23 protein-coding genes are annotated in these 25,096 nt (G+C 65.4%); 13 read left to right on the top strand and 10 right to left on the bottom strand.

The window, feature by feature from the left end:
* Positions 1-9 precede the first annotated feature (9 nt).
* Positions 10-1,683, bottom strand: a complete 1,674-nt coding sequence (locus J2Y54_RS01740) for a sulfatase (RefSeq protein ID WP_310036441.1) — start codon at positions 1,681-1,683, stop codon at positions 10-12.
* Between the two features lie 319 nt (positions 1,684-2,002).
* Between J2Y54_RS01740 and J2Y54_RS01735 the strand changes: the two genes are divergently transcribed.
* The 7 genes from J2Y54_RS01735 (at position 2,003) to J2Y54_RS01705 (ending at position 9,981) form a co-directional block, all read left to right on the top strand.
* Positions 2,003-4,600 (top strand): TonB-dependent receptor domain-containing protein, encoded by a 2,598-nt coding sequence (locus J2Y54_RS01735; protein ID WP_310036439.1) that lies wholly within the window; start codon positions 2,003-2,005, stop codon positions 4,598-4,600.
* Between the two features lie 50 nt (positions 4,601-4,650).
* A complete protein-coding gene (locus tag J2Y54_RS01730; protein ID WP_310036437.1) occupies positions 4,651-5,007 on the top strand; it encodes a hypothetical protein in 357 nt (118 codons plus the stop codon).
* An 88-nt stretch (positions 5,008-5,095) separates the two neighbouring features.
* Positions 5,096-6,127 (top strand): alpha/beta fold hydrolase, encoded by a 1,032-nt coding sequence (locus tag J2Y54_RS01725; RefSeq protein WP_310036436.1) that lies wholly within the window; start codon positions 5,096-5,098, stop codon positions 6,125-6,127.
* Between the two features lie 69 nt (positions 6,128-6,196).
* Complete coding sequence (locus tag J2Y54_RS01720) at positions 6,197-6,817, top strand: TetR family transcriptional regulator (RefSeq protein WP_310036434.1); 621 nt, start codon at positions 6,197-6,199, stop codon at positions 6,815-6,817.
* A 169-nt stretch (positions 6,818-6,986) separates the two neighbouring features.
* The gene (locus J2Y54_RS01715) at positions 6,987-8,834 is read left to right on the top strand and encodes an NAD(P)/FAD-dependent oxidoreductase (protein ID WP_310036432.1); all 1,848 of its coding nucleotides are present in this window, start codon (positions 6,987-6,989) and stop codon (positions 8,832-8,834) included.
* Between the two features lie 76 nt (positions 8,835-8,910).
* The gene (locus tag J2Y54_RS01710) at positions 8,911-9,558 is read left to right on the top strand and encodes a DsbA family protein (RefSeq protein ID WP_310036431.1); all 648 of its coding nucleotides are present in this window, start codon (positions 8,911-8,913) and stop codon (positions 9,556-9,558) included.
* A gap of 150 nt (positions 9,559-9,708) precedes the next feature.
* The gene (locus J2Y54_RS01705; RefSeq protein WP_310036430.1) at positions 9,709-9,981 is read left to right on the top strand and encodes a hypothetical protein; all 273 of its coding nucleotides are present in this window, start codon (positions 9,709-9,711) and stop codon (positions 9,979-9,981) included.
* A 140-nt stretch (positions 9,982-10,121) separates the two neighbouring features.
* On the opposite strand, the gene J2Y54_RS01700 is transcribed toward J2Y54_RS01705, so the two are convergent.
* Positions 10,122-10,556 carry a hypothetical protein gene (locus J2Y54_RS01700; protein ID WP_310036429.1) on the bottom strand — a complete coding sequence of 145 codons (435 nt, stop codon included), beginning with the start codon at positions 10,554-10,556 and terminating at the stop codon, positions 10,122-10,124.
* Between the two features lie 542 nt (positions 10,557-11,098).
* Positions 11,099-11,785, bottom strand: a complete 687-nt coding sequence (locus tag J2Y54_RS01695) for a type 1 glutamine amidotransferase domain-containing protein (RefSeq protein WP_310036428.1) — start codon at positions 11,783-11,785, stop codon at positions 11,099-11,101.
* 247 nt (positions 11,786-12,032) lie between these two features.
* On the opposite strand from J2Y54_RS01695, the gene J2Y54_RS01690 reads away from it, so the two are divergent.
* From J2Y54_RS01690 to J2Y54_RS01675, 4 genes are read left to right on the top strand one after another with little or no spacing between them, the layout of a single operon-like run.
* A complete protein-coding gene (locus J2Y54_RS01690) occupies positions 12,033-12,659 on the top strand; it encodes a TetR family transcriptional regulator (protein ID WP_310036427.1) in 627 nt (208 codons plus the stop codon).
* Complete coding sequence (locus tag J2Y54_RS01685) at positions 12,652-14,337, top strand: MFS transporter (protein WP_310036425.1); 1,686 nt, start codon at positions 12,652-12,654, stop codon at positions 14,335-14,337. The genes J2Y54_RS01690 and J2Y54_RS01685 overlap by 8 nt, the downstream gene beginning before the upstream one ends.
* Positions 14,334-15,449, top strand: a complete 1,116-nt coding sequence (locus J2Y54_RS01680) for an HlyD family secretion protein (protein ID WP_310036424.1) — start codon at positions 14,334-14,336, stop codon at positions 15,447-15,449. The genes J2Y54_RS01685 and J2Y54_RS01680 overlap by 4 nt, the downstream gene beginning before the upstream one ends.
* A 5-nt stretch (positions 15,450-15,454) precedes the next feature.
* A complete protein-coding gene (locus J2Y54_RS01675; protein WP_310036422.1) occupies positions 15,455-16,819 on the top strand; it encodes an efflux transporter outer membrane subunit in 1,365 nt (454 codons plus the stop codon).
* Between the two features lie 22 nt (positions 16,820-16,841).
* Here J2Y54_RS01675 and J2Y54_RS01670 read toward each other — a convergent pair whose 3' ends face one another.
* Positions 16,842-17,681 carry a 23S rRNA (adenine(2030)-N(6))-methyltransferase RlmJ gene (locus J2Y54_RS01670; protein WP_310036421.1) on the bottom strand — a complete coding sequence of 280 codons (840 nt, stop codon included), beginning with the start codon at positions 17,679-17,681 and terminating at the stop codon, positions 16,842-16,844.
* Positions 17,682-17,841: 160 nt separating this feature from the next.
* Here J2Y54_RS01670 and J2Y54_RS01665 point away from each other — a divergent pair, with 160 nt between their 5' ends.
* Both J2Y54_RS01665 and J2Y54_RS01660 read left to right on the top strand, forming a co-directional pair.
* Entirely contained in the window at positions 17,842-18,162 is a 321-nt protein-coding gene (locus J2Y54_RS01665; protein ID WP_310036420.1) for a hypothetical protein, read from the top strand.
* A gap of 97 nt (positions 18,163-18,259) precedes the next feature.
* On the top strand, positions 18,260-18,469 hold the full coding sequence (locus J2Y54_RS01660; RefSeq protein ID WP_310036419.1) for a Nif11 family protein: 210 nt from the start codon (positions 18,260-18,262) through the stop codon (positions 18,467-18,469).
* A gap of 2 nt (positions 18,470-18,471) precedes the next feature.
* On the opposite strand, the gene J2Y54_RS01655 is transcribed toward J2Y54_RS01660, so the two are convergent.
* The 6 genes from J2Y54_RS01655 to J2Y54_RS01630 all read right to left on the bottom strand — a co-directional run bounded on the left by J2Y54_RS01655 (position 18,472) and on the right by J2Y54_RS01630 (position 24,974).
* Positions 18,472-20,454 carry a hypothetical protein gene (locus J2Y54_RS01655; protein ID WP_310036418.1) on the bottom strand — a complete coding sequence of 661 codons (1,983 nt, stop codon included), beginning with the start codon at positions 20,452-20,454 and terminating at the stop codon, positions 18,472-18,474.
* Complete coding sequence (locus J2Y54_RS01650) at positions 20,451-21,371, bottom strand: hypothetical protein (RefSeq protein WP_310036417.1); 921 nt, start codon at positions 21,369-21,371, stop codon at positions 20,451-20,453. Before J2Y54_RS01650 ends, J2Y54_RS01655 begins: the two co-directional genes overlap by 4 nt.
* Positions 21,368-23,068: an asparagine synthase-related protein gene (locus J2Y54_RS01645; protein WP_310036415.1), complete on the bottom strand. Its 1,701-nt coding sequence runs from the start codon at positions 23,066-23,068 to the stop codon at positions 21,368-21,370. The genes J2Y54_RS01650 and J2Y54_RS01645 overlap by 4 nt, the downstream gene beginning before the upstream one ends.
* Positions 23,069-23,154: 86 nt before the next feature.
* Positions 23,155-23,448: a PqqD family peptide modification chaperone gene (locus J2Y54_RS01640; protein WP_310036414.1), complete on the bottom strand. Its 294-nt coding sequence runs from the start codon at positions 23,446-23,448 to the stop codon at positions 23,155-23,157.
* Positions 23,449-23,607: 159 nt separating this feature from the next.
* Positions 23,608-23,754: a hypothetical protein gene (locus J2Y54_RS01635; protein WP_310036413.1), complete on the bottom strand. Its 147-nt coding sequence runs from the start codon at positions 23,752-23,754 to the stop codon at positions 23,608-23,610.
* An 89-nt stretch (positions 23,755-23,843) separates the two neighbouring features.
* A complete protein-coding gene (locus J2Y54_RS01630) occupies positions 23,844-24,974 on the bottom strand; it encodes a JmjC domain-containing protein (protein ID WP_310036411.1) in 1,131 nt (376 codons plus the stop codon).
* Positions 24,975-25,096: the final 122 nt, after the last annotated feature.

The raw sequence follows: 25,096 nt of genomic DNA, 5'->3' as shown, positions 1-25,096 counted from the left end.
GCGTCCGCCTCAATTGGCCCAGAGGATATATTCGTCGCCCTTGACCACCTTCTGGTCGAGGGTCTTGTCGATCGCGATCGGGCTGATCAGGCTGTGCGCCCACAGCGAAGGCACGGCGTTGGCATGATGCGCGGCGAGCAGCGCCTTGAGCTCTGCGACCTTTTGCGGCTGTTTGTTCGCAAGGTTGGTCTTCTCGGTCGGGTCGGTGGCGAGGTTGAACAGCCATAGCTTGTTCTGATTGCCATCCACCTGCAGCTTCCAGTCGCCCGCGCGGACCACGCGGTATTGGCCCGATTGCCAGAAGATCGCATCATCCTTGCGCTTGAGCGGGCCGGTCCCGGAGGCGGCCGGCATGAAGTTCACCCCATCGATCACCCGGTCGCGCGGCAGCGGCACGCCTGCGGCAGCGGCGAGGCTGGGGAACAGGTCGATATGCGCGACCGGCGTATCGACGACCGTCCCAGGCGCGATCCGCGCTGGCCATTTGACGAACATCGGCACGCGGATGCCGCCTTCGAACAGCGTGATCTTCCATCCGCGGTAGGGGGCGTTGACCTGGGGGATGCCGATATAGCCCGGCGCGCCGTTGTCGCTGCTGAGCACGACGATGGTGTTTTCGGCCAGCCCCTCGGCCTCAAGCTTGTCGAGCACGCGTCCGACGCTGCGATCGACCGCGCGGACCATTGCGGCATAGACCCGCTCGCGATGCGTCGGGAATGCGCCGACCGCGTCGTAGTCTGCGCGGGTCGCCTGGAGCGGCGTGTGCGGTGCCCAATGGGCGAGGTGGAGAAAAAACGGGCGATTGCGGTTGGCGTCAATCACCCGCAGCGTCTCGTCCGTCCACCAGTCGGTGAGATAGCCGCCCGGCTTGAACGGTTCGCCACCATTATAGGACGCGGCAAAGCTGAGTGCGGCCCAGAGGAACTTGTCGATCGGATCGAAGTCGAGCTTTGCGTTGACGACGTTCGGATCGTCCTCGGGCAGGTACAGGCCGCTGTGCATCAGCAGGCTTTCATCGAAGCCTTGCGCGTTGGGCAGGAATTGCGGGCTGTTGCCGAGATGCCACTTACCGATATGGACCGTGTGGTAATTCTGTTGCTTGAGCAGTTCAGCGATGGTGATCTCTGAGCTTGGCAGGCCCTTGTCCTTGAACGGCATGATCTCGTCGTTGATCGCCGGATTGACTTCCATCCGGGGCATGGGGCTCTCACCGCGGCTCTCGGCAAAGGCGGCCAGCACATTGGTCATGCCATTGGGCGTCGGTGTGAATTCAAATCCGGTGCGTGTCGGGTAGCGCCCCGTCATCAGCATCGCGCGGGACGGCGCGCAGGTGCCGGTGCCGGCATAGCTCTGTGAGAAGATCACCCCCTGCGCAGCCAGCCGGTCGATATTCGGGGTGGGCACCCGGCCGCCGGCAATTCCGCCGCCAAAGGTGGTGATGTCGTTATAGCCCAGATCATCGAGCAGGATGAAGATGATGTTGGGTGGGCGTTCGGCGAGCGGCATGGTCGCCTTCGCGGGGCCCTGGTTCCATGGAACCGGACGAGTCGGTCCCGCCTCGATCCGGTTGGCCTTGGCCCGATTGAGCGCGATGACCTGAATGATCGCAGCGCGGTTGAACCACGCGACCGCGCCGATCACCAGCACCGCGACAAGAGCGGCGAGCCCGATCTTCTTCAGCATTTCCGGCCTTCCTCCCGTCGTGCTACTTGACGCTTTTCTCGCCTCGGGGGGCGGCTTCGGGCACAAGCTGTTCACCAATGGCCAGCAGATTAATGCATGAAATTAATCTTGGCAATCATGTGGTCCCGGGGGCGGGCAGTGCCGACGCACGCGGCTCCCAACTCCCCTCTTGCTCACCCCGGGATAATGTATACCATTAATGGCATCGATCAGCCGTCACTATGAATGGCGGCGCCGACTTGGGGAGGGAAGAATGCTGGGAGCATCTCGCGCACAACCGTCTGTCAAACATCGTTCCGCGCTGGCGGTCGGCTGCGCGTTGTCAGCCCTGCTTGTAGGCTTTGCTGCGCCGCTCCATGCTCAGGAGCGGGCTGACGCGGCCGTCAAAGAGGAAGAGGCGCAGGCGGGGCAGATCCCTGTGATCATCGTGACTGCCACCAAGCGCGAACAGACCCTTCAGGAAACGCCGGTCGCCGTCTCGGTGGTCGGTGCTGACGATATCGAGCGTGCCGAGATCCAGGATCTGAATGATCTGCAAACGCTGGTGCCTTCGCTGGCGGTTCGCCAAGGACAGACCTCGGGCAACACCACTTTCTTCATTCGCGGCTTTGGCAACGGCCAGAACGCGATCGGGCTTGAACCTTCGGTGGGCGTATTTATCGACGGCGTCTATCGCTCGCGCTCGGCGGCTGCGATTTCGGACCTGCCCAATCTCGAGCGCGTCGAAGTGCTGCGCGGTCCGCAATCGACGCTGTTCGGCAAGAACGCCTCGGCGGGGGTCATTTCGGTCACCACGCGCAAGCCGCAATTCGAGTTTGGCGGAGCGGTCGAAGCGAGCATCGGCAATTACGATCTGCGCCGTTTCGACGCCTATGTCACGGGACCGCTGGCCCCGAACCTCGCCGCCGCGCTGTCGGGCAACTACAACCGCCGCGACGGCTTTTTCGAAGATCTCGGCACGGGCGCCGACTACAACCAGCGGGATCGGTGGGGCGTGCGCGGGGACATTCTGTGGAAGCCGTCGGGCGACATCTCATTCCGCCTGATCGCCGACTATGACAAGATCGACGAGCTATGCTGCGGTGCCACCAATCTGGTCGAAGGGGCGACCGGTGCCAATATCCGCGCGATCGGCGGGCGGGTCGTTTCGGAAGACCCCTTCTCCTACACCGTATTCTACGATGTCGCCCCGGCCAATAAAATCGAGAATGCCGGCGTCTCGCTGCAGGGCGATTTCAATCTGGGCTTTGCCGCGCTGACCAGCATCACCGCGTTCCGCAGCAATACGAATGAGTCCAATTTCGATGCGGACGTTACTGATCTCTCGCTGTTCGGCGCGGTCAGCCAGCAGAGCGAGATCGAAACCTTCACCCAGGAAATCCGGCTGCAGTCGGTGGGGAAGGGCAATCTGATCGAGTGGACCCTTGGCGGCTACTATTTTGACGAACGTCTGAACGTCGGCAACCAGATCATCAATGGCGCAGATTACCGCCCCTATCTCGACTCCCTGGTCGGTAGTCCGCAGGTTCTGCTCAATCTCACGAACCTCATAACCCAGAGCACCGGGACCGCCCCGCCCATGCTGGGCGGCGCAGGGCAGGGGCTGACGGACAATAGCCGCCAGGACAACAACGCGTGGTCGATTTTCGGAACGGTCGATCTGAACCTCACCGACCGGCTGACCGCGACCTTCGGCATCAGCTACACCGAAGACGAGAAGAACGTCAGCCTGAACGCGGTGAGCACCGAAGCGCTGTCGAACCAGAATCTTGACCAGCTGGGTTATGCTGCGAGCCTGTCGCAGCTGTTGGTCGGCCGGGGCGTCAATCCGACCAATCCCGCCCAGGTCGGCGCATTTATCCAGACCAACCCGCAAATCTACGCCCAGCTTCAGCAACAAGCGCTGGCAGTGGCACGGGGGCCGAACAACCCGTTCAATGCGCTGCGCGCATTGCAACCGTTTCCAGCCTTTCTGGGCTATCCCAACGCGGTCGAAGACGGGCGGAGCAACGATAACAGCACCGACTTCACCGTCCGGCTTGCATATGAGGTGACCGACAACCTCAATGTCTACGCCTCATATGCGACCGGCTTCAAGGCGACCTCGTGGAACCTCTCGCGTCAGAGCCGCCCGTTCCCGACCGACTATACCGCGGGCAATCCGGTGTTCGATCGCTTCACCCAGCGGCCGGTCTATTCAACGCCGCCCTCGCCAATCACCAATGCGGGGCTCCATCTCGTCAACCTGCTGCCGGGCACGCGCTTTGCCGGGCCGGAAGATTCCGAGGTCTATGAGTTCGGCCTCAAGGCCAGCTTCAGCCGGCTGAGCTTCAACGTCACGGTGTTCGATCAGACGATCAAGAACTTCCAGACCAATGTGTTCACCGATAACGGCTTCGTGCTCGCCAATGCGGCCGAACAGTCGACCTTCGGGGTCGAATTCGATTTTCTCTGGAAGCCCTATGCCGGCCTGACCCTGACGGGCGGGGCAACCTTCCTTGACCCGGTCTACGATTCCTTCCCCAACTTCGGTAACGGGATCGATGTTTCCGGCCAGCAGCCGCAGGGCATTGCCAAGACCCAGTTCAGCCTTGGCGGCAATTACAGTTTCACGATCGGCCGACTGGACGCATTCGTGCGCGCAGATTGGCAGCATATCGGCGACTCGCCCTTCGTCGATAACCCCGCCGAGCAGGCGGTCATCGATGCGACCGGGTACACGCGCGGGCAGAACCTGATCAACGCTTCGATCGGTATCCGCACGCCGGGCGGGATTGGAGTCAGCCTGTGGGCGCGCAATCTGTTCGACGACCAATATCTGATTTTTGCGTCGCCGACGGTGCTGCAGGCGGGCTCGTTCAGCGGCGCGCCGGGTCAGCCGCGCACGTTCGGCGCAACCTTGCGTAAGTCGTTCTGAGCCCGGTGATGGCCAGACTTTTCAGATCCCTCGTGTGGGTGCCACCTGCGTTGCTGGCGATGCTGTTCGGCGCGCAAGGCATCCTGTGGCTCGTCAATCCCGCGCGGGCCGTCATATTCTGGGGCTTTCCGGTCCCCGACGGCGGGATGGGCCTAAGTTCGATGATCGGCGCGCTGGCCAGCTGGTGCCTGACCATCGCGGCGTGCCTGCTGCTGGCGCTGATCCGCAAGCAACGCTGTTGGTACTATCCGCCGATGATGCTGATTGGGCTGTTTGCAGTCGGGCGGATTGTCGCAGGCGTCGCCCATGGTGCGCCGTTCCTGCCCGAACGGTTTGTACCCGAACTGATATTTGTCGCTCTGCTTTACGGTGCAGCACGCGCCGCCGGTTCGCCGCGCGAGGCTTGATCGCCGCGCAGTATGGCGATAAGCGATAATGCAATGCATTAATCTGCGGCGTGACGGCGCGCAGGCGACCACCGGAGATTTGAGGATGATGACCAAGTTGCTGATCGGGCTGGGCGCTGTGGCGGTGCTTGCGATTGCGGGCATATGGTGGATGACCCGCGACGGCGCGCGCGTGACGCCAACAGGCTCAGGCACCATCGCCACTGCATCGGGTGAATTCGAGGCTTTCCCTCTCCCCGGATATGCAGATTCAGCCCTGCCCCGCGGCTACAAGAGCTATTTGATCGAAGTCGAACCGGGTATCAAAATTCACGTGCTGGAGGCCGGCACGGGCACCCCGGTCTATCTCCAGCACGGAAACCCGACCAACGGCATGTTGTACCGCAAGATCTGGCAGAAGCTGCCGACGGATCGGATGCGGCTGATCATGCCGACCATGGTCGGGCTTGGCTTCTCGACCAAGATTCCCGCGAGCCAGCACACGCTCGAAAACCATATGCGCTGGATGAACATCGCGCTGCGCAAGCTCAATCTGACCGGGGTGGTCTATGTCGGGCAAGATTGGGGCGGCGCGGTCGGGCTCGGCGCCCTAATGGGCTCACCCGAGCTGCTCAAGGGCATGGTCATTCTCAACACCGGTTGGACGGCTCCCAGGGAGAAGTTCGAGCTCTCCCGCCCGCACGCCATCGCCGCCACGCCGATCATGGGCGAACTCTTGCTGGAGAACCTTGTTTCGATTTTCGACCGGCTGCGCGAAACGCAGGGCGATCCAGCCTCGTTCCCGCCAGAGGTTGCAGCGCTGTACAAGCGCCCTGTGATCGACAGCGGCAACAAGAAGGGGCCGCTGGCGCTGAAGCGGATGGTGCCGACCGGTCCCGATCACCCGACCTCCAAGCCTATGAGTGAAATCGAGGCCTATGCCAGAACTCTGAACGTGCCGACCGAGATCGTTTGGGGGATGCGCGACCCGATCCTCGCGCGCGCCCTGCCGACGATGAAGGCGATGTACCCGCAGGCGCGGGTCACCGAAACGCAAGCTGGACATTTTCTGCAGGAAGAGGTGCCGGTCGAAATCGCCGCGGCGATCGAACGCGTGGTCGCGGCCGCAGCGACGAAGTGACCGCCGCTCATCGACGAACGGTAAAATCCCGCATTGTCATTCTAATGACGTGGATTACTAGCGAGCGTCATGGAAGCTCCAAACCGTCAGGATACCAAGGCCGAGTTGCTGCGATCAGCCGAGAGGCTGATTGCCGAAAAGGGACTGGGCTCGGTCTCGGTCAAGATGATCACCACCGACGCTGGTGCGCGCAATCCCAGCGCGGTGCATTACCATTTCGGTGGTATCGAGAGCCTGATCGAGGAAGTATTCGTCAAGCGGTACCGCGAGATCGAGGCGGAGCGCGCGCTGCGCCTAGAACGCGTTACCGAAAGCGATCCGCAGGCGCGGCTGGTCGCATTGCTCGAAGCGGCGATCGGACCTTTTCTGGAAGCGTGCCTTGAAGACGATGGCCGCGTTTATGCCCGGTTCTGCCTTCAGTTCGTGTCTGACCCTCGCTTCGATTATGCAAAGCTGATCTTGAACGCCGGCGCACAGAGCTTTGTGCGCTTGAGCGAGGAGATTATCGTCTGCCTGTCCGAAATCCCGCGCGCACGGTTGGAGCCAAGGTTCCGCCAGAGTTTTGTCATCGCCATGGTTCAGGCGGTGAGTTTTTCTCGTGAGGTGGAAGCGGGAACGGCGTTGCCTATCGACGCGGCAGTGAAGGAAGCGGCGACCTGCCTCGCCGCCTATCTCAGCGCACCTGTGTAGGCAGCGCCGAGCACGCCGCTTACTTGACATCCTAATGCAGTGCATTAAATTGGTGGCATCGCAGCGATGGCCACTGCTGCGCTGCGCTGCCAACCCATCGCAACGGGTCGCAGCCTGCCGCTGACGCCGAGCCATCCGATGCAGCGCGTAAACAGGTGAGAGGCTCAGGATGACGACGGTGCTCGACAAGGCTGACATCAAGGCGAAATACGCCGCCGAGCGTGCCAAGCGGCTGCGCCCCGAAGGCAATGACCAGTATCAGCGGCTCTCGGGCAAGTTCGCCGCGCTCGCCGCCGATCCCTATACGCCGTATATCGAGCGCGAGCCCGTAGCCGATCACGTCACCTTCGCCTTTGTCGGGGCCGGCATGTCGGGCCTTGTCGTCGGCGCGCGGCTCAAGGAAGCCGGGATCGACAGTTTCCGGCTGATCGACAAAGCCGGCGGTGTGGGGGGCACCTGGTACTGGAACCGCTATCCCGGCGCGCGCTGCGACACGGCGGCAATGATTTACCTGCCGCTGCTCGAAGAGACCGGCTACATGCCGAGCGAGAAATATGTCCGCGGCCCCGAGATCCTCGCCCATTGCGAGCGAATTGCCAGGCATTACGACCTGTACGACAAGGCGCTGTTCCATACCGAGGTGTCCAGCATCGAGTGGCAGGAGGACGCGCGGGTCTGGCGCATCACCACCAACCGCGGCGACGATTTCACCGCCAAATATGTCGCGATCGGCACTGGGCCGCTGCACGTCGCGAAACTGCCAGGCATACCGGGGATCGAGACCTTTAAGGGCAAGTCGTTCCACACCAGCCGCTGGGATTATGACTATACCGGCGGCGATGCGGACGGCGCGCCGATGGACAAGCTCACCGACAAGCGGGTCGCGGTGATCGGCACCGGGGCGACGGGTGTGCAGTGCATCCCGCAGCTCGCCAAGACCGCCAAGCAGCTCTACGTGTTCCAACGCACGCCCTCCTCGGTCGATGTGCGCAACAATCATCCGATCGATCCCGAGTGGTTCGCGGGCATCGCCACGCCCGGCTGGCAGAAGCGCTGGATGGACAATTTCGTCGAGAATATGGGCGGCGGCCTTCCGCGCGAGGACCTGATCAATGACGGCTGGACCGCAATCTCCCGCCGCATCCGCGAAAAGGCATTGGGAAATACGCCGCTATGGCTGGCGCGGCTGGTGACTCGAATGCGCAAGGCCTTCAATGCTGCACCGGCCGCGCAGAGCACCGCATGGGTACGGGCGGCGTTTGAGGACTCGGACATCGAGAAGATGGAGCAGATCCGGGCCCGGGTCGAGGCGGTCGTAAAGGATCCGCACACCGCCGAGCATCTGAAGCCACGGTATTCGCAGCTCTGCAAGCGTCCCTGCTTCAGCGACGAGTACTTGCCGGCCTACAACGCCGCCAACACCACGTTGGTCGATACCGACGGCAAGGGGGTCGAGCGGATCACCGAAACCGGTCTCGTCGTCGGAGGCAAACTCTACGAGGTTGACTGTATCGTCTACGCCTCGGGCTTCGAATTTGGGGCCAATTTCCAGCTCAAGACCGGCTTCGACCTCAAGGGGCGCGGCGGGCAGATGCTGTCGGAATACTGGGCCGAGGGTCTGCAGACCCTCCACGGCCTCCACATGCACGGCTTCCCCAATGCCTTTGCGGTGCAGATGAATCAGGGGGCCAATATGGTCTCCAACATCCCGCACAACATCGTCGATCACGCCGCGACCATCGCCCAGATCGTCGGTCATGCAGAGCGCAAGGGCTATGCCGAGATCGAGCCGACACAGGCGGCGGTGACGGAATGGGTTAACCTGATCCTGACGACACCGCTGTCCATGATTACATCGTCGGATTGCACGCCCGGCTTCTGGAACAATGAAGGCCAGGGCTGGAACGAGAAGTTCCGCCGGTCACAAGGCCACCCGGGCGGCGCCGAAGGCTTTTTTCGACACATCGCGGCATGGCGCCGGGCGGGCGACTTTGCGGGGCTGATCTTCAGCAAATAGCGCGACGCGGGCAACCGCTGATTTGCACCGCGCGCGCGTGCCGATAAGCTTGTCGGGCAGGGGAGGATAGTTGACCATGAGCGAAACCGTCGATGTGTTCTGGTCCTTTCGCAGCCCATATTCGCGGCTGGTCACCGCCGATCTGCTGCAGCTGCGCGCGGACTATGATGTCGATGTCCAGCTGCGTGTGGTGCTGCCGCTAGCCGTCCGCAATCCGCAGGCACTGTTCGACCCGGCCAACCGCAAGCCTCCCCGATACATCGCGATGGACAGCATGCGCCGCGGCGAAATGCTTGGCCGGCCGGTCGTCCTGCCGGCCGATCCGGACCCGATCGTGCAGGATTTCAGGACAATGGAGGTCGCCAGGGAGCAGCCCTACATCTACCGCCTTTCCAAGCTGGGGGTGGAGGCCAATCGCCGGGGACGGGGCGTGGAACTGGCCGACAGGGTCGCAGCGCTGATCTTTGGCGGCACCAAGGGGTGGGACAAGGGCGATTTGCTCGCGAATGCGGTGGCCAGCGCCGGGCTGGACCTGGCGGAACTCGACGCGGCAATCGAAAATGGCGACCATCTCGCCGAGATCGAACGCAATCAGGAAGCACTTGACGCGGCTGGCCATTGGGGCGTGCCGACCATGGTGTTTCGAGCTGAGCCATTTTTCGGCCAGGACCGGATCGACACCCTGCGCTGGCGGCTCGACCAGGCCGGACTGGCAAACAGCTAGCCCTCGCACGCGGCCACCGGCAGTCTGGACCAACCACCGTATGGCTCCGGTTAATGTTGTGCATTATATTACTGGGTCAGGGAAGGCTGTGCGGATTCGCGTTGCTACCGCCCTCTCTTATGCCTGGCTCGAGATTTTGGAGATTGCCCAATGAAACCCCTTGCCAAGATTACTGCACTCGCCGCTGCCCTGATGATCTTCGCCCCGGTCGCGCACGCCGACATGTACCAGGACCGGCTCGCCGAGCTGCGAACCAAGTTCAAGGCTTCGGACAAGAACAAGGACGGCAAGCTGACTCAACAGGAAGCCAAAAATGGCGGGATGAGCCGCGTCGCTTCTAATTTCAGCCGTGTCGATACCGACAAGGACGGCTTTGTGACGCTGGCACAGCTCGAAGCACAGCTGGCTGCGCGTCTCAAGTAAGCGGGGCGTGCGGGGCGGGCCGGTCCAGCGGATCGGCACGCTCCGCAGCCCGCAATCGCTCCGGCTTGGCGGACGCGCGGTCGTCGGGTGGCCCAATCGAACGACCACCCGCTCCAAAAAAGCGGCGGCGCCGGCCCGGACTATTTCAGCGTGGAAAGCGCCGCAAGCTCCGTCCGGGTGACGGCCCCATCCTCATTGCGATCGAGCCTGGCGAAGATATCCGGATCGGAGCGGTTCCACTCATCGAGGGTCACGCGCCCGTCATTGTTGTGATCAAAAATCGACGTCGCCCGTTCGAAGGCCGGTTGGAATCTGCGCTTTGCCAGCGGGATTCTGGGGCTGTCGCGATTGTCGATCACGCCATCGGTGTTGCGATCGAGCTTGGCGAACATCTGTGCACGATGCTGGTTGAGTTCGGCCCTTGTCGTCCTGCCATCGCCATTGAGATCGGCCTCCGTCATCATCTCGGCGATTTTTGCCAACGCCTCCGGTCCCGGCGGAGCGTCCTGGGCGCTCACGGCCATTGGCGAAGTAGCTAAGACGAGCATGCCGAGGATTGGGAAAGCCTTGTTCATGTCACACCTTTTTGGCTGCGTAACGGGCTCACCGAACAAGACCGGACGGTGCCGAGCGCGTGACTAATGTGGTACATTATATGTGCGTAGTGATCAATGGGGGACGTGCAACCCAGGCGGCCGGCCGCATAGCCGTTGATCGCGACCGATTCCGGTTCGTGCCGGATGAGCCCGGGATCGGGTGGCAGATTAGCGTGATTTGACGGGTTCTGAATCTTCTCGTCACACTGCGATTCTGCAAGGCTTGCCGCCTGCATCCGCGAGCACGGCCTCGACGTGTTCGGCTTTGGCAGGGCTAAGGCGCCAAAACGTTTCCGCCAAGCTTGCAGGCGCTTTGTATTTACCCAGAACCTGCTTCCCAGGTTTCAACCGGCTGCGCCGACCGCTAGCGCCTGCGCCTACGCGCGCTCCCCGCAAGCCCGGCGAGGCAACTGCGCTGATCTGACGCGCCATTGCCCAAATCGAAAACGAAGCGGGCTGGATTCACCTGGGCGGCCTCCGCCGAACGACCCTGGAGCGTGGTCGTCCGGCAGGAGGGGGCGTCAGGACCTGGCGTTCAGCGCGTTGAGCAGGGCATGCGCGGTCGGCTCGCTGGACGGCGGGTTCTGGCCGGTGATCAGCAAGCCGTCGGCAACGACATGCGGCTCGAACGGGCTGACATTCGAGAATTCGGCGCCCTGTTCCCGCAGCGCGTCTTCGAGGAGGAAGGGGACGATGTCGGTCAGGCCGACTGCGTCTTCCTCTGCGTTGGTGAAGCCGGTGACCTTGCGTCCCTTTACGATCGGTGCGCCGTCCGGGGCGGTGACCGACTTGAGGACCGCGGGCGCATGGCAGACCAGCGCGACCGGCTTGCCCGCGGCGAGCGCCGTTTCGATCAGCGCTCTGGAGGTCGCGCTTTCGGCGAGATCCCAGAGCGGGCCGTGCCCGCCGGGATAGAAGACGCCGTCGAAGCCGGCGACGTCGACCTCCGCGAGCTTCAGGGTCGATGCCAGCTGTGCCTGTGCCTCGGAATCCTGCTTGAACCGTTCGGTCGCCGCGGTCTGCGCGTCCGGTTCGTCGGACTTGGGATCGAGCGGTGGCTGGCCGCCGGCGGGGCTGGCGAGGGTGATGTCGTGCCCGGCGTCCTTGAGCACATAATAAGGGGCGGCAAACTCCTCGAGCCAGAAGCCGGTCTTCTTGCCAGTGTCGCCGAGCTGGTCATGGCTGGTCAGGATCATCAGGATCTTCATGGGGGTTGTCCTTTGCGGGTTGGGCCGGGCACGAACGTGGCGGCGTGTCAGGGCGTGGGAACCCGTCAGCGCGCAATGAGTTTCGCGACCGGAACGTTTTTCTGGATGCCTTCAGATCGTGTGCGGCCGGCGCGCGCGCAAGACGCCTGGCGCCTTGCCGCGGCAGGAAGTGCGTGATTGCGAATTTATTCAACAGCTATTGAATTATATCTGCGGCATTCCGATCTGGTCGCGCAAGGAGCAAGACATGAGCGAGCGACGCGGCCGCGGGCGGCCGAAAGAGGCAGAGACCGATACCAGCGCGCTGATCGCGCGGTCGGCGCTGCTGCGCTTCGCGGCGCAGGGTTATGATGCGACCAGCCTGCGCGAAATTGCGGGTGATGCGGGGGTCGATGTCGCGCTGGTCGCTTATCGCTTCGGCGGCAAGGAGGGGTTGTGGAAGGCGATCGTGTCGCAAGCGGCGCACGATCTGCACGCAGCGCTGCACGCGGCTGAGGCCGATCGTGCCCCGGTGGCACGGTTGCGGCATGCCATGCGGACCTTCATCGCCTATTTGCTCGAGCGGCCCGAGGTTCCGCGCCTGTTGCTGCGCGACATCACGATCGACAGCGCACGATCGCATTGGTTGCTGGATGAACTGTCCTCGCCGCTGCATTCCCATTTCCACGATCTTGCCGTCGCGGCGACGGGCGATTGCGCCGGCCCGGCGCCGGATCATCTGCAGTTTCGCGTCGCCAATTTCATCTACGCCGCAGCGAGTGCAGTGGCCCGCCGCGCGCGACTGATGCGGCTGGTCGACGGCATTGCCGATGATGCGGCGTTCGCGGCAGCGCTGGAGACGACGCTGGTCGAAGGGGCGTTGCGCTGTGACTGAACGCCCGGTCCTGATCGACGATGCGGCCGGTTATCGGTTCAAGCCGCACGAGCTGCCGATCCTGCCCGGGTCGCCCGCCAATCCGGATCACCCGCGCCGGCGCCGTATCGCCTATCTTGGCATTGGCGTTTTCATGGGCCTGCTCGGCGGCGCGCAGAACGGGTTTTTGCTGGCCAATGCGGGGGCACTGCAGGCGCAGCTGGCGCTGACACCGGCAGAGGCCGGATGGCTGACGGTCGCCTTCTACTCGACCTATGCGACGATGAGCATGATGCTGTTCCGCGTCCGCCAGGAATTCGGCATCCAGATGTTCGTGCGCTGGGCGATGGTTGGGCTGGTCGCCGCCAATTTCGTGCAGATGATCCAGCCGGGCTATTATCCCGAACTTGCCGCGCGGGCAGTCGCCGGGATTACCGCGAGCGGCCTGTCGGCGCTCGCAATCTATTATCTGATGCAGGGGCTGCCCGCCGCGGTGCGGGTCGGGGGTCTCGTCATCTCGTTGGGGCTGACCCAGGTCGCATTCCCGCTGACCCGCGCACTGTCCCCCGCTTTGCTGGTCGATGGCGATATGAGCCGGGTGTTCCAGTTCCAGTTCGCGCTCTCGCTGCTTGGCCTTGGGCTGGTCACGCTGCTGCGGCTGCCGCCGGGCATTCGCAAGAAGACGTTCGAGCCGCTCGACATCCCCAGCATCGCGCTGTTCGTGATCGGTATTTCGGCGCTGTGCGCGTTCCTGATTCAGGGGCGGGTCGAGTGGTGGGATACGCCGTGGCTCGGCTATGCGCTCGCCCTGTCGATCCTGGGCATTGGCGGCTGCCTGTTGATCGAAGCCAATCGCAAGAGCCCGATGCTCGACCTGAGCTGGCTGTCGAGCCGCGCGATCCTGGGGCTGGCGCTGATCGGTGCGACGGTGCGCATTCTGGTGGCCGAGCAGGGCTTTGGCGCGAGCGGCATGTTCGCCGCGCTCGGCTTCGGCAACGACCAGCTGGTCGGTTATTTCTGGGTGCTGACCGGGGCGACCTTTGGCGGGATGATGGTGTCGGTGGCGCGGCTCGATCCGCGCGACCTGACGCGGCCGGTGCTGGTGGCGGTCCTGCTGATCGGCATTGCGGCATTCGCCGATACCCGCACCGGCGTGATGAGCCGCCCGCAGGACCTGTACCTGACCCAGGCCGCCATCGCGTTCGCCGCGGTCTTCGCGATGGGGCCGCTGCTGATGGAGGGCATGCTGCGTGCGCTGGCGGCAGGACAGAATTATGTGGTGAGCTTCATCGCGATCTTTTCGCTCTCGCAATCGCTGGGCGGGCTTGCGGGGATCTCGCTGCTGTCCGCCTATCATACGATCCGGCTCAAGACGCATCTGATCGATGCCGGCAACACCCTGACCCTGGGTAACGCGCCGCTGGCGCAGGCGCTGAGCAACGCGGCGCAGCGGGTGGCGCCCGTGCAGCTCGATCCGGCGCTGCGGCAGCAAGCGGCTGCGTCGAGCATTTCGGCCGAGGTCGGACGCGAGGCTGCCGTGCTGGCCTTCAACGACGTGTTTTTCGTGATCGGCACGCTGCCGGCGCTGACCTTCGTCGCGCTGTTCGTGCCGTGGCTCATCAACAAGATTCGCGGGCGCAATCCGCTCGCCAGGGAACTGGCCTTCATGGAGGCCATGCGCACAGGAACGACGCAATGACCAAAGAAGCTGAAAGCGGACCGCAGGCCGTGGCCCCTGAGGACGAAGCGCCCGCGATGGAGCCACAGACCGGGTGGGCGCCGGGCCGGTCGCGCCGCAACATTGCAATCGCGGCGGTCGCGATCGTGATCGGTGCGCTGGTGGCACTCTATGCCTGGGGGTTGCCGCCATTCGACGGGGCGAACCAGACGACGAACAACGCCTATGTCCGGGGGCGCACGACGATCGTCAGCCCGCAGGTGGGCGGGTATCTGGTCGACGTGCCCGTGACCGACTTTCAGCGTGTCGAAAAGGGCGACCTGCTTGCCCGGATCGACGACACGCCGTTCCGCGAAAAGGTTCAGCAGGGTGCGGCCAACACCGCCGCGCAGCGCGCGACACTCGCCAACAGTGCGCAAAGCCTGCGTTCGGCCCAGGCCCAGCTCGATTTGCAGGATGCTGCGGTCGCTGCGGCACGCGCGGGACTGCAAAAGGCGCAGGCGGACATGAACCGGATTGCCGAGCTGGTCGACGAAGGATCGGTGTCGCTGCGGGAACGCGATCAGGCGCGCGCGGCGCTGCAACAGGCGCAGGCCGGGGTGCGACAGGCGCAGGCGCAGCGGGCGATAGCGGCGCAGAATGTGCGATCGGTGACGGTCGGGCGCGGCGCGCTCGAAGCGCAGGTGGCCGGGGCGGAAGCGACCAAGGGCCTGGCCGACTTCGAGCTGTCGCGTACCGAAATCCGCGCAGCGCGCGCGGGTCGGCTCAGCGAAGTGACGGCGCGCGTCGGCCAGCTGGTAACACCGGGAACGCAGCTGATGTACATCGTGCCGGATGATCTGTGGGTGGTTGCGAATTTCAAGGAAACGCAGACGGCGAAGATGGCGGTCGGCCAGCGCGCGACGCTGGAGATCGACGCGCTGGGCGGGGTTCGCCTGACCGGGCGCGTGCAGAGCATCGCACCGGCCGCGAGCAGCGAGTTCAGCCTGGTCAAGCCCGACACCGGCGCAGGCAATTTCGTGAAGGTGCCCCAGCGGATCGCCGTGCGCATCATTCTCGACAAGGGCCAGGAATCGGCGCGCCGCCTGGGTCCGGGCATGTCGGTCGTCGCCACCGTTCACACCAAGGGATGACGATGATGCGCAAGTCCCTGATTATGGCGGCAGTGTCGGCGCTCAGCCTGTCGGCATGCGCCCCCGCGTTGCAGCAGGTTCCGCCGGGCAGCGTGATCGCCCCACCGGCCGAGTGGCGTACCCCGCTCGGCGTGACGGCGCCGGTCGAGGCGGACTGGTGGAATGGTTTTGGCGATCCCCAGCTCGCGCGACTGGTTGAACAGGCGCGGGCGAACAATGCCGATGTGCAGATTGCCGCCGCACGGGTTGAAGAGGCACGCGCAACCGAGCTGGGATCGCGCGGCTATCTGCTCCCGTCGGTCGGTGCGGGTGTCGAAGGCGGGGTGCGGCGGGAGGTTTCGCCGTTCGGGCGCGCGCAGGAATCGATCGCGGCGCAACCGGCCTTCCGCGCGTCGTACGAGCTTGACCTGTTCGGCAAGAATGCGGCGCGGGTCGAGGCGGCAAAGGCCGGGGTTGCGGCGCGTGCAGCGAGCGCGCAGGCTGCCAAGCTGTCGGTGAGCGCAGCGACGGCGACGGGCTACATCACGCTGCTCGCGCTCGACAAGCGGCTTGAGGTACTGGAGTCGACGCGCGACGCGCGGGCGCGGGCGCTCAAATTCGCGCGTGACCGGGCCGAGGTGGGCTATACCTCGCAGCTCGAGCTGCGTCAGGCGGAGGCCGAGTATCAGGCGACCGTCCAGCTGCTCCCGCAGCTGAAGGCCCAGATCGCGCGGCAGGAAAATGCCTTGTCGGTGCTGACCGGCGTGATGCCGGGCGGGATCGTGCGCGGCGGAACGCTCGAACAGTTGCGCCAGCCCGCGCCGCCGGCGACGCTGCCGTCGCAGTTGCTGCGGCGGCGCCCCGACATCGCCGCTGCGGAATATGCGATCGTCGCTGCCGATGCCCGCATGCGCGTTGCCCGCGCCGAGTTCTTGCCGTCGGTCAACCTGGGGGCGAGCGCAGGCGTGGCGCTGTCCGACCTGCTCGCCAACCCGATCGGGGTGTGGTCGCTGGGCGGGAGCGTGCTTGCGCCGATCTTTCAGGGTGGAAGGCTGCAGGCGCAGCTCGACGGAGCGACGGCGCAGCGCGATCAGGCAGCATGGAGCTATCGTTCGGTCGTGCTCAATGCCTTTCGCGAGGTTGAGGACCGGATGGCGGTGCTGGCCAATCTGCGCGAGCAGGAAGTGGCGCTGGTCGCGCAGCAAAAGGCGGTCGCGGATGCATTGCGGCATGCGCAGAACCGGTACCGCGCCGGCTATACCCCGTACATCGAACAGATCGATGCGCAGCGCGCACTGCTCGGGGTGGAGCTGTCCCTCGTTCAAACACGTGCGGACGAGCTGACCGCGATGGTTGGGCTGTTTCAGGCAGTGGGGGGCGCGCCGCAATAGGGTTCGGGTCGCCAGCGCAGGACTATGCTGCCTGATCGTCCAGCCAGGTTGCGGTCAGCACCCCTTGATGCCCGTCGGGTGCCAGCGTGGTGCGCAGAGATTCCAGCAGCGGCGGCAGCGCCTGGGTGAAGGCGTAAGGCGGATTGACAATGAACAGGCCGGCGCCGTTGTAGATTCCATGCTGATCGGCATCGTACAACCAGTGTTCGATGACCATGAACTTCGGGATGCCGAGCCTGCGCAGCTTGTTCTTCCACTGCTGATGCGTGGTGCGGTCCTTCAGCGGGTACCAGATGACCGTCACGCCATGCGCCCATTTGCGATGCGCCGCAGCAAGGGTGGCGGTGATGCGGTCACGCTCGTCGGTCTGCTCGTAGGGCGGATCGACCACCACCACGCCGCGCGCGGTGCGGGTCGGGAGCATCGCCAGCCACAGCTCATAGGCATCGCGCTCATGTACCGCAGCTGGCGACCCGCGCATCGCGACGCGCAGGGCCTGCACATCCTCGGGATGCTTTTCATTGAGGATCAGCAGGTCCTGCGGCCGCAGGAGCTGTGCAAGGACCTGCGGCGAGCCGGGATAGAGTTGTGGTTCTGGCCCGGCATTTACCGCGCGCACCGCCGCGCGATAGGCGTCGAGCACCGGGTCCGGCTCGGCAAAGACCCGCAGCACGCCCTGTGCCGCCTCACCCGTGCGCTGCGCCTGTTCGCCGCCAAGGTCGTAAAGCCCGCAGCCGGCATGGGTGTCGATCAGGGTCAGCGCGCCCGGCTTTTGCTGCAAGGCGCGGACAAGCGCGATCAGCAGGCTGTGCTTCACGACATCGGCGCTGTTGCCTGCGTGGAAGGAGTGGCGATAATTCATTGAACGTCCGAAACCCTTCCGCTTTTCCAGTAATCGCGTCACGCGCCGAGCGACGCCTCAAATCAGCTTTCGCGCGCGGCGGCAACCGGCAGCCGCGTCCGTCCCCCCGGCCAATCGCGCGACTAGGCTGCGCGCGATCGGTCATGCTAGGGGCGCGGATATGTCGAAGTCTCACAACACCGGCGGCGCCGTCCAGGTCGATGGCATTTTCTACGATTGGCAGTTGCAGCGCGAGCCGCATCTGTCGGACGATGCGGGTTGGCGGGGCATGACAATCGCGCTGCAACAGCGCGATGCCCGGCGCGAGGCGCTGGTCGAATTTCCGCCGCCCAAGCGGTTGCTGAAAGGGTTGCCGCGCGGCCGTCTTCAGCTCGACGACGCGACGATCGCGCGCTGTGTGCGCGCGGCGCTGTCGGCAGGATGGGAGCCGGCGACGCGGGGAAAACCGGTGCAGTTCATGGTCGACGCGGAGGGGAATTGAGGCGCGCCGCAATGCGCGATGGCGACCTTGCCCGGGCCTGCGCATCGGTCGGCCGCGCGGGTTTGACGGATCGACGATCAGCTGCGAGCGCGTGCCAATGACCGTCCAAAACGCCTTGCTGTTCCTCTCCGCCGTGCGTCGGGATGCGGCGCTTCGAACCGAGCTCGCAGCACAGCGGGACGATGTCGGGGCGCTATGCCGCCTTGGCCGGGCACGCGGGCTGGAGTTCGACACCGCCGATTTGCAGCAGGCGTTTCGGCACGACTGGGCGCTGCGGGCACTTCGGGCCGGGAAGAACGCGCGCTAGCGTTACTGGTCAGCCGGTTTGAGGCGTTCGTAGCGCGCGAGTGCGGTGAGCACCGTCGCGGTGGTGAAGCGGCGGCGATTGTCGATCGCTGGGACGATGTCGCCTTGGCGGTTGGGGATCGCCAGCGCTGCTGACGCGGTCCACGATCCATCCGCGTGCTGCGCGGACCGGAGCAGGTCGGCCAGCTGCTCGATTGCGTCCGATTGGCCCATCGGCTGGAGCAGCAGCGTGCGCAGCGCCCATGCCGCGTCGAAGGGGCGTTCGCCCAGTGCGGCAATACCGCCATCCTGCTCCAGTGTTACGCGGGTTGCTGCAGCGGCGCGCGCCACCCGATCCGCATCGTCGGCGCGACCCGTTGCCGCAAGCGCCTCCGCGGCGAGGCCCGTGGTATAATAGGGCTGCTGCCACCAATAGCCACGCCAGGTTCCATCCACCAGCTGCACGTCGCGCAGATGGGCGCGCAGCTCCGGGCCAAGGTCGGGCACATGCGCCGCCGCCGCCGTGACACAGGCATGGCTGTCATACCAGCCGGGGTTCACCGCCTTGCCGTCCGACCAGTGCGCATAGAGGTCGCGGCGATAGGTGGCGATGCCGCCATCGGCATGGAGATGCTGGCGCAGGAACCTGATCGCGTCGCTGGCCGCTGTCGTCGCGCTCTGACCCAGCGCCGCAGCGAGGCGGAGACCCCAGATCGTGCTGTCGGCATCCGCGGGCTGAAGGAAGTTCCAGCCCCAGCCCGAGCGCGCCCGCGCGGTCAGCAGGTGCCAGGCGCGCGTCGCCGCAGCGCGCGCATCGCTGCCGCCGCAATCGTGCAGCGCAAGCGCGACGTAGGCCGTGACCCATTCGTCCGCCGGCCCTTCCGAAAATCCGTCATAGTCGAGCCACCAGCCCGCCTGGTTGCGCGCGGAGAGCAGGAACCCCGTGGCGGCATCGATTGCCGCCGTGACGCCCGCGGCACCCACGTGCGGTGGCGGCGCCGGATCGGCGGCGGACGGGTTGCCCACTTCGATAAAGCCCAAATAGCCCTTGGTGCGGGGCGGAACCCCGGGCGCCAGCGTCACCTTGGCATGGCTGATGCGGCAGTCGAGCCAGCGCGCGTCCGGCTCGCTGCGCAGCAATGCGTCGGCGATCAGCGCCTCGGGCCAGGACTGCGCCGACAGCGGCGTCAGCATTGCCGGCCAACCGAGCATCTGATCGCGCCGCGCCGCGGTGCAGAGGCCATGCTGCACCAGCAGGTCGAACAGGCAGCGCCAGCGCGGGTCGTTCGCGGCGGGTTCGCCGACGAAACACTCGAGGCCGATGTCGGGGGTCAGCGTTTCGGCCAGCGTCAGGGCAAGCCGGATCCGGTCGGCATGGACGAACAGCCGGTCGATCCAGTCGCTCGCGCTGGCAATCGGCCCGGGCCAGCCGGACCGCTCGAGCAAGCCGCGGGCGTCCTGCGGTGCGACGCCCTCGATGATCAACCGTAGCGGTGCGCCGGTGCGGCCCAGCATCAACCCGAGATAGGACAGGCGCGCACCCGGTCCGCATGCGGCTAGGCAGCGCGCCAGCGCCTCCTCCCGCGACGGATCGAGCGGCATGCCGAACGCTGCCAGCACGCGGGCGATGGCGGAAGCGCCAGGATCGCTCAGCTGCACGAACACCGACAGGGGTGCCTCGCCCGAACCGTCCGCGGGCGGCGCGTCAAGCTCAAGCCAGAGTTCGTCGATATCGCCCGCGATGGACGCGAACGCGGCAGTCAGCCGCTGCCATCCGATGCCCGCTGGCGTGGTCCGCGCCAGCCAGCGGGTCAGACAGGCCATTTCGTCCGCGCTCTTGACGCGCTGCTGCAGGTCGATCGCGTCTTCAGCCCCCAGCGCGATCTCGAGCCCGGCGGTGGCAACCGCAGGCAATTGCAACGCCAGTTTCGCGAGCCGGTCGGGGCAAGGCCATTCCCGTGCGTCCAGCACGAAGCGCAGGATCGGCGCGAGGGTCTGCACGGTCATCCGCGCAGCGCGGCGATCAGCTGGGGCAGAATGTCCCAGCGGCGGGGGTAGGAGAGGTCGAACATCGGGACGCGTTCGGCAATCGTGCGCAGCGCGTCGAGGCGGGGCTGGGTCAGCAATGGCGTGAAATGCTGCGGATACCAGCTTTCGACGAGGCGGGGCAGGGCGCGCGCCAACGCGATCGGGGCGCCGACCGTCACGCCGTCCGCGTCCGCCGCCGGACCGAGCAGGTACAGCGCATCGAGCCGCGGGGGCGGCCGATCCGCGCCGCTGTCGTTTCCGGACACGTCCCACATCAGCTTGTCGAGCCACGGCACGGTTGCGAGCTGGTCGGTCCCGACGATGCGAGCGCTCGCCACCGGGCCCAGCCGCACATTGGCACACCCCCATGCGACCGCGAATCCGTCGCCGTCGGGTCGTAACGCGGCGATGTCATCGGAGATGAGCGTCCCGCCATGTGCCACCAGCGCCGCCGCTGCGGTCGACTTGCCCGTGCCGCTATCACCCAGCAGTGCGAAGGTGCGGCCGTTCAGCGCGATGACTGACCCGTGCAGGCAGACAATGCCGCGGCGATGGAGCAACAGACCGAGCCCGATGCCGACGAGCACCGTCGGCGCGAATTCCAGCTTGGCGCGGGTGCACACCACCGTGATGCGGTCATGCGATTCCGCCAGGACCAGTTGGAGTTCGCGCCGCCACGCAATGCTCAGTCCGCCATCGGCGGTGTTGCCGAGATGTGGCGCATTCGGGTCGTGCGGCGGGATTTGCCGGCTATCGGCGACGTCGCGCCATGCCGTTTCCGGTTCCCATGCGATGGTCACGTCGGGCGTCGCCGCCGTCGCAAGCGGGCGCGCGCCGGGCAGCGGGAACGGGCTTGCGATGGTCAGGCCATAGAGCTGGCAGAGATGAAGGGTCATGCGCGCGGCCCCTGCTGCCGGGCGTGCCAGTCGATGAATTTAAGGAACCGCCCGCCGGTCAGCACGATCGCGAACATGTCGCGCTGCCACCCCGTGCGATCGCTCGGCCGGATCGTGTCGAGCGCGGCGAGGAAGCGGGAGCGATCGACATAGTCCCAGCACGCGGGAGCCGCCTGTTCGGCCCAGCGCCGCAATGCCGGCCGCGCTCCGGCGCAATGGGCGGCGAGCGCCGGGTCGAATGCCGGCCCCTTGTCCGGGCGCAGGCGCACCAGTTCGGGCACGATCCCGACCGTTGCCCGGCGCATCACGCTGCGTGTCTGGCCGTCGCGATGCAATTCGGTTTCCGGCAGGTTACGCAGCAGCGCAATCAGGCGCGGGTCGAGCAACGGGAAGCGCAGATCCTGGCCATGGCATTGCGCGAAGATCTGGCGCATCCCGGGCAATACCCGCTCGAGATGTCCCGGGACCAGAAGATGGTCCATTTCCTGATGCGGCAGTGGACGGATCTTCGCGATGGAGGCAGCAGGCCGTCGTCCTTCGCGCTCTGCCACCCGGCGAACCAGTGCCGGCGCGGCGCAGGTTTCGGGGGCGGGCTGAAAGACATAGCGCCACCGGGCCAATGGGCGCACGACATTGTCGCGCAGCAATGGCCACCAGCCAGTGCCGTGCACGCGGCGCTGCCGGCGCAATTCCGCCAGCGCAGCACCGATGCGTCCGCGCCGCAGATGCAGTTCGGCCGTGGGGATGCCATGCGCCGACACAAAAAAGTCTCCGCCAAAGCCGCTCAGCACCACATCGACCCCATGGGTGCGCCCGGCGTTGCCCAGCATCTCCTCGGCATGGCTGACATTGCTGTAATGCGGTTCGCCAAGGCATTCGAACGCGCGCGGCAAAGCGCCGAGCGGATCCGCTTCGTGCGGAAGCGTCACCCAGACCGGGTCGATCGTATCCTCTTGCGCGAGCACCGCTTCGATGAAGCGCCGTTCGTCCATTTCCGGGCCGACATGGCCAGGCGGGAGTACCGAGCACAATGCGATCAGGCGTCGCCCCTGCTGCTTCAGCCGCCGGGCGGCGATGCAGGCGATGGTGGCCGAGTCCAGCCCGCCGCTCAGATGCACGGCGATGGTTTTGCCATCGTCCAGCTGGCGCTCGACGGCGGAGATCAGGAGGGCGCGCAGGGTGTCCGCAGGATCGCCCGCTTCGTCCGACCGTGGTTCGGGGACGGCATCCCACAAGGCGGGGAGGCGGGAGAGCGCGAGCGTGCCAGCCTCCAGCGTCAGGACATGACCGCCCGGTACGCGCCGCACGTCGGCATAATAGGTGTCATTCGCCGGGCCGGTGCCGTCCTGGCACAAGGCGCGCGCGATCGCGCCAGCGTCGAGTGCGCGCGACACGCAGGGCAGGGCGAGCAGGGCCGGCAGGGTCGATGCAAACGCGAAAAAGCTGTCCTGCGCGACATAAAATAGCGGTCGTGTGCCGAGGTGGGAGCGCGAGAGAATCAGCCGTCGCGCAGCATCCGTCCAATGCGCGCTGGCGATATCGTCGAGGCACGGCACGGCGGCAGCATCCGCGCAGCCATTGAGGTCAGCGGCAGCAACATCGCCGTCGCACAGCGCGATCTGATCAGGACTGCAGGCGCGCAGCCCATCGGGGCCGGCCAGAAACACCGCGTCGTTGGCACGGTGAAGTGTCTGCACGGCGCATCCCGCCCTGTCCGCAAGCGCCGCGATCCAGTCGTCGGGGATTTCCAGGGAATCGTGCCGTACGATCCCTGCGATGAAGCTCATCCGGCGGGGGGAGCCGTGGTGCCGGCGGTATCGGGCTGTTCGGTCACGACATGCGTCGCGACCAGCTTGTCGAGAAAGGCGCGGACGTCGCGCGTGCACTGATCCCGCTGGACGTCATACCGGCTCAGGATCGCCTCGACCAGTTCCGCCTCGGACTGGGGCGTTTCCAGCATCTGCCAGATCGCGCCGCCGATGCCAGCCATTTCGTAATAGGAACCATTCTCGATGTTCATGAGCATGAACTGGCCGTCAAGTTCGGTCCAGAGCGCGCTTGGGCTTCGTACGAACATCGGTGCTCCCGGAAAACGCATCACAGAATTGGGCCGGACCTCAGCGATCCTATCCCGCAGGAGGTACCCCTCACGGTCGGGCGAACGCGCAGCCGGGCCGGAACAGCGTCGGGGCTCTCCGCACGGTGCGAAGAAAGCCCCTGCTGAACTGGTAGTGGATCAGGAATATGCTGCGTCGGCGCCGCTGTTGTTGCCGTTGCTGAGCGTCACGTCGGAGATCATCCCGGCTTCGACCAGATCGGGGGTCACATAGGCCAGCTTTGCGTCTTCTGCCGGTTCCCGAACGTCGTTCTTAAGATCGCGCATGATACATCCCTTTAGGGCCCCGTGCCCCTGTGATCCGCGCGCTAGCACCGGACCGATTGCAAGACAAGCGCGCCCGGCGCCCGCGGCGGTCAGATCTCTCCGGAAAGAAACACCAATGCCCGGCGGGCCAATGTTCCGATAGCCGCGTGAGCATCGTGCCCGGGCAGACGGTCCGCAACCTGCTGCGCGCTGAGGGCATCTTCCGCGAGCAGCAGTTCGAGCACGGCCCGCTCCGCCGGGGACAGGGGACCAGAGCGCGCCTCCACCGCGGCAATCGGGACCCGGCGTCGCAGCGCAGGCTGTACGCGGGTTGCGGGGGCGATCGACTGGGAAAGCCCAAGCGAGAGCGGACGGCACGGTGGGCGGTCGCGATCAGCGTCGGCAAGAAAGGCGTCGATGTCGAGCGTGTCCACGAGTTCATGGAATGCCGAGCGCAACGCCGCCTGATGCGCAGCGCGGTCTGCGGCGTCACCAAGGACCGGTAGATAGGCGCGGCCGATCTCCTGGTGCAGCAATTTCCGGCCGAGCCAGCTCAGCATGTCGGCGCCGGTCGGCGGGAGCATCGTGACGGTGAGGTGCAGCGAATTCGGACCCTCGACCATGGCGCGATGGACGTCGCCGCGCGGGATGTAGAGCATGTCGCCCGGCTCCAGCACGCCCTCCCATTCCGGCGGCGGCAATTCTTCCGGGCTGGAGAAGGTCTGCCCCTTCAGCGGGAACCGGATCTTTTGCCCGTAGCACCACCAGCGCTTGCGGCCGTGAAGCTGCAGGATGAGCACGTCATGCCCGTCGAAATGCGGCTTGAACGCGCTTTCGCGGTTGAAGCTGGCATAGGCATTGGTGTGGGTGTCGCAGCGCAGATGGCGTTCGACCATCGCGTTCATCGCGGCGATGGCCGGCACCTGCCCGTCGATATTGTTCAGCACCAGGCTGGCGCCCTGATCGCACAGCGCCTGGATCGCCTCGGGGGCAAGCCCGCCGGAACTGGCGCCGACCATTTCCAGCGGCACCGGACGCCCCTGTCGGGCGATCGTGACATGGCCCTTCTGCAGCGAGTGCGCGGTGATCAGCGTGCCCAAGGTGGCCCAGGGCAACAGCCGCGCAAACGCGGCCGCGCGATCGGTTGTCCGAAACAGCCGCCGGGCACCGGCGATGGCGTCCACGATCTCGACGGGGTCGATCGGGTGAAAGAAATCTCGCAAGGCAGCGCTGGCGTCCATCGCGCCGATCTATCGCGAAACCATGGCCTGCGCCAGCAACGCGGTTCCGCGCGAATGGACCGGACAAACGCTTGCCGATCCGCCGGATTCTCCTATTGCGGACGCTTTCCCATGGGAGCGCC

It is taken from the genome of Sphingomonas sp. BE123 (genome assembly GCF_031456015.1).
Classification (GTDB): Bacteria; Pseudomonadota; Alphaproteobacteria; order Sphingomonadales; family Sphingomonadaceae; genus Sphingomonas.
The sequence above is the reverse complement of the archived record's forward strand: the minus strand, read 5'-3'. Positions and strand labels throughout refer to the sequence as shown.

Excerpts from the sequence above, each read along its gene's own strand:
- J2Y54_RS01740 (WP_310036441.1), bottom strand. The coding sequence starts at position 1,683 with ATGCTGAAGAAGATCGGGCTCGCCGCTCTTGTCGCGGTGCTGGTGATC.
- J2Y54_RS01725 (WP_310036436.1), top strand. The coding sequence starts at position 5,096 with ATGACCAAGTTGCTGATCGGGCTGGGCGCTGTGGCGGTGCTTGCGATT.
- J2Y54_RS01720 (WP_310036434.1), top strand. The coding sequence starts at position 6,197 with ATGGAAGCTCCAAACCGTCAGGATACCAAGGCCGAGTTGCTGCGATCA.
- J2Y54_RS01715 (WP_310036432.1), top strand. The coding sequence starts at position 6,987 with ATGACGACGGTGCTCGACAAGGCTGACATCAAGGCGAAATACGCCGCC.
- J2Y54_RS01710 (WP_310036431.1), top strand. The coding sequence starts at position 8,911 with ATGAGCGAAACCGTCGATGTGTTCTGGTCCTTTCGCAGCCCATATTCG.
- J2Y54_RS01705 (WP_310036430.1), top strand. The coding sequence starts at position 9,709 with ATGAAACCCCTTGCCAAGATTACTGCACTCGCCGCTGCCCTGATGATC.
- J2Y54_RS01700 (WP_310036429.1), bottom strand. The coding sequence starts at position 10,556 with ATGAACAAGGCTTTCCCAATCCTCGGCATGCTCGTCTTAGCTACTTCG.
- J2Y54_RS01695 (WP_310036428.1), bottom strand. The coding sequence starts at position 11,785 with ATGAAGATCCTGATGATCCTGACCAGCCATGACCAGCTCGGCGACACT.
- J2Y54_RS01690 (WP_310036427.1), top strand. The coding sequence starts at position 12,033 with ATGAGCGAGCGACGCGGCCGCGGGCGGCCGAAAGAGGCAGAGACCGAT.
- J2Y54_RS01680 (WP_310036424.1), top strand. The coding sequence starts at position 14,334 with ATGACCAAAGAAGCTGAAAGCGGACCGCAGGCCGTGGCCCCTGAGGAC.
- J2Y54_RS01675 (WP_310036422.1), top strand. The coding sequence starts at position 15,455 with ATGCGCAAGTCCCTGATTATGGCGGCAGTGTCGGCGCTCAGCCTGTCG.
- J2Y54_RS01670 (WP_310036421.1), bottom strand. The coding sequence starts at position 17,681 with ATGAATTATCGCCACTCCTTCCACGCAGGCAACAGCGCCGATGTCGTG.
- J2Y54_RS01665 (WP_310036420.1), top strand. The coding sequence starts at position 17,842 with ATGTCGAAGTCTCACAACACCGGCGGCGCCGTCCAGGTCGATGGCATT.
- J2Y54_RS01660 (WP_310036419.1), top strand. The coding sequence starts at position 18,260 with ATGACCGTCCAAAACGCCTTGCTGTTCCTCTCCGCCGTGCGTCGGGAT.
- J2Y54_RS01655 (WP_310036418.1), bottom strand. The coding sequence starts at position 20,454 with ATGACCGTGCAGACCCTCGCGCCGATCCTGCGCTTCGTGCTGGACGCA.
- J2Y54_RS01650 (WP_310036417.1), bottom strand. The coding sequence starts at position 21,371 with ATGACCCTTCATCTCTGCCAGCTCTATGGCCTGACCATCGCAAGCCCG.
- J2Y54_RS01640 (WP_310036414.1), bottom strand. The coding sequence starts at position 23,448 with ATGTTCGTACGAAGCCCAAGCGCGCTCTGGACCGAACTTGACGGCCAG.
- J2Y54_RS01635 (WP_310036413.1), bottom strand. The coding sequence starts at position 23,754 with ATGCGCGATCTTAAGAACGACGTTCGGGAACCGGCAGAAGACGCAAAG.
- J2Y54_RS01630 (WP_310036411.1), bottom strand. The coding sequence starts at position 24,974 with ATGGACGCCAGCGCTGCCTTGCGAGATTTCTTTCACCCGATCGACCCC.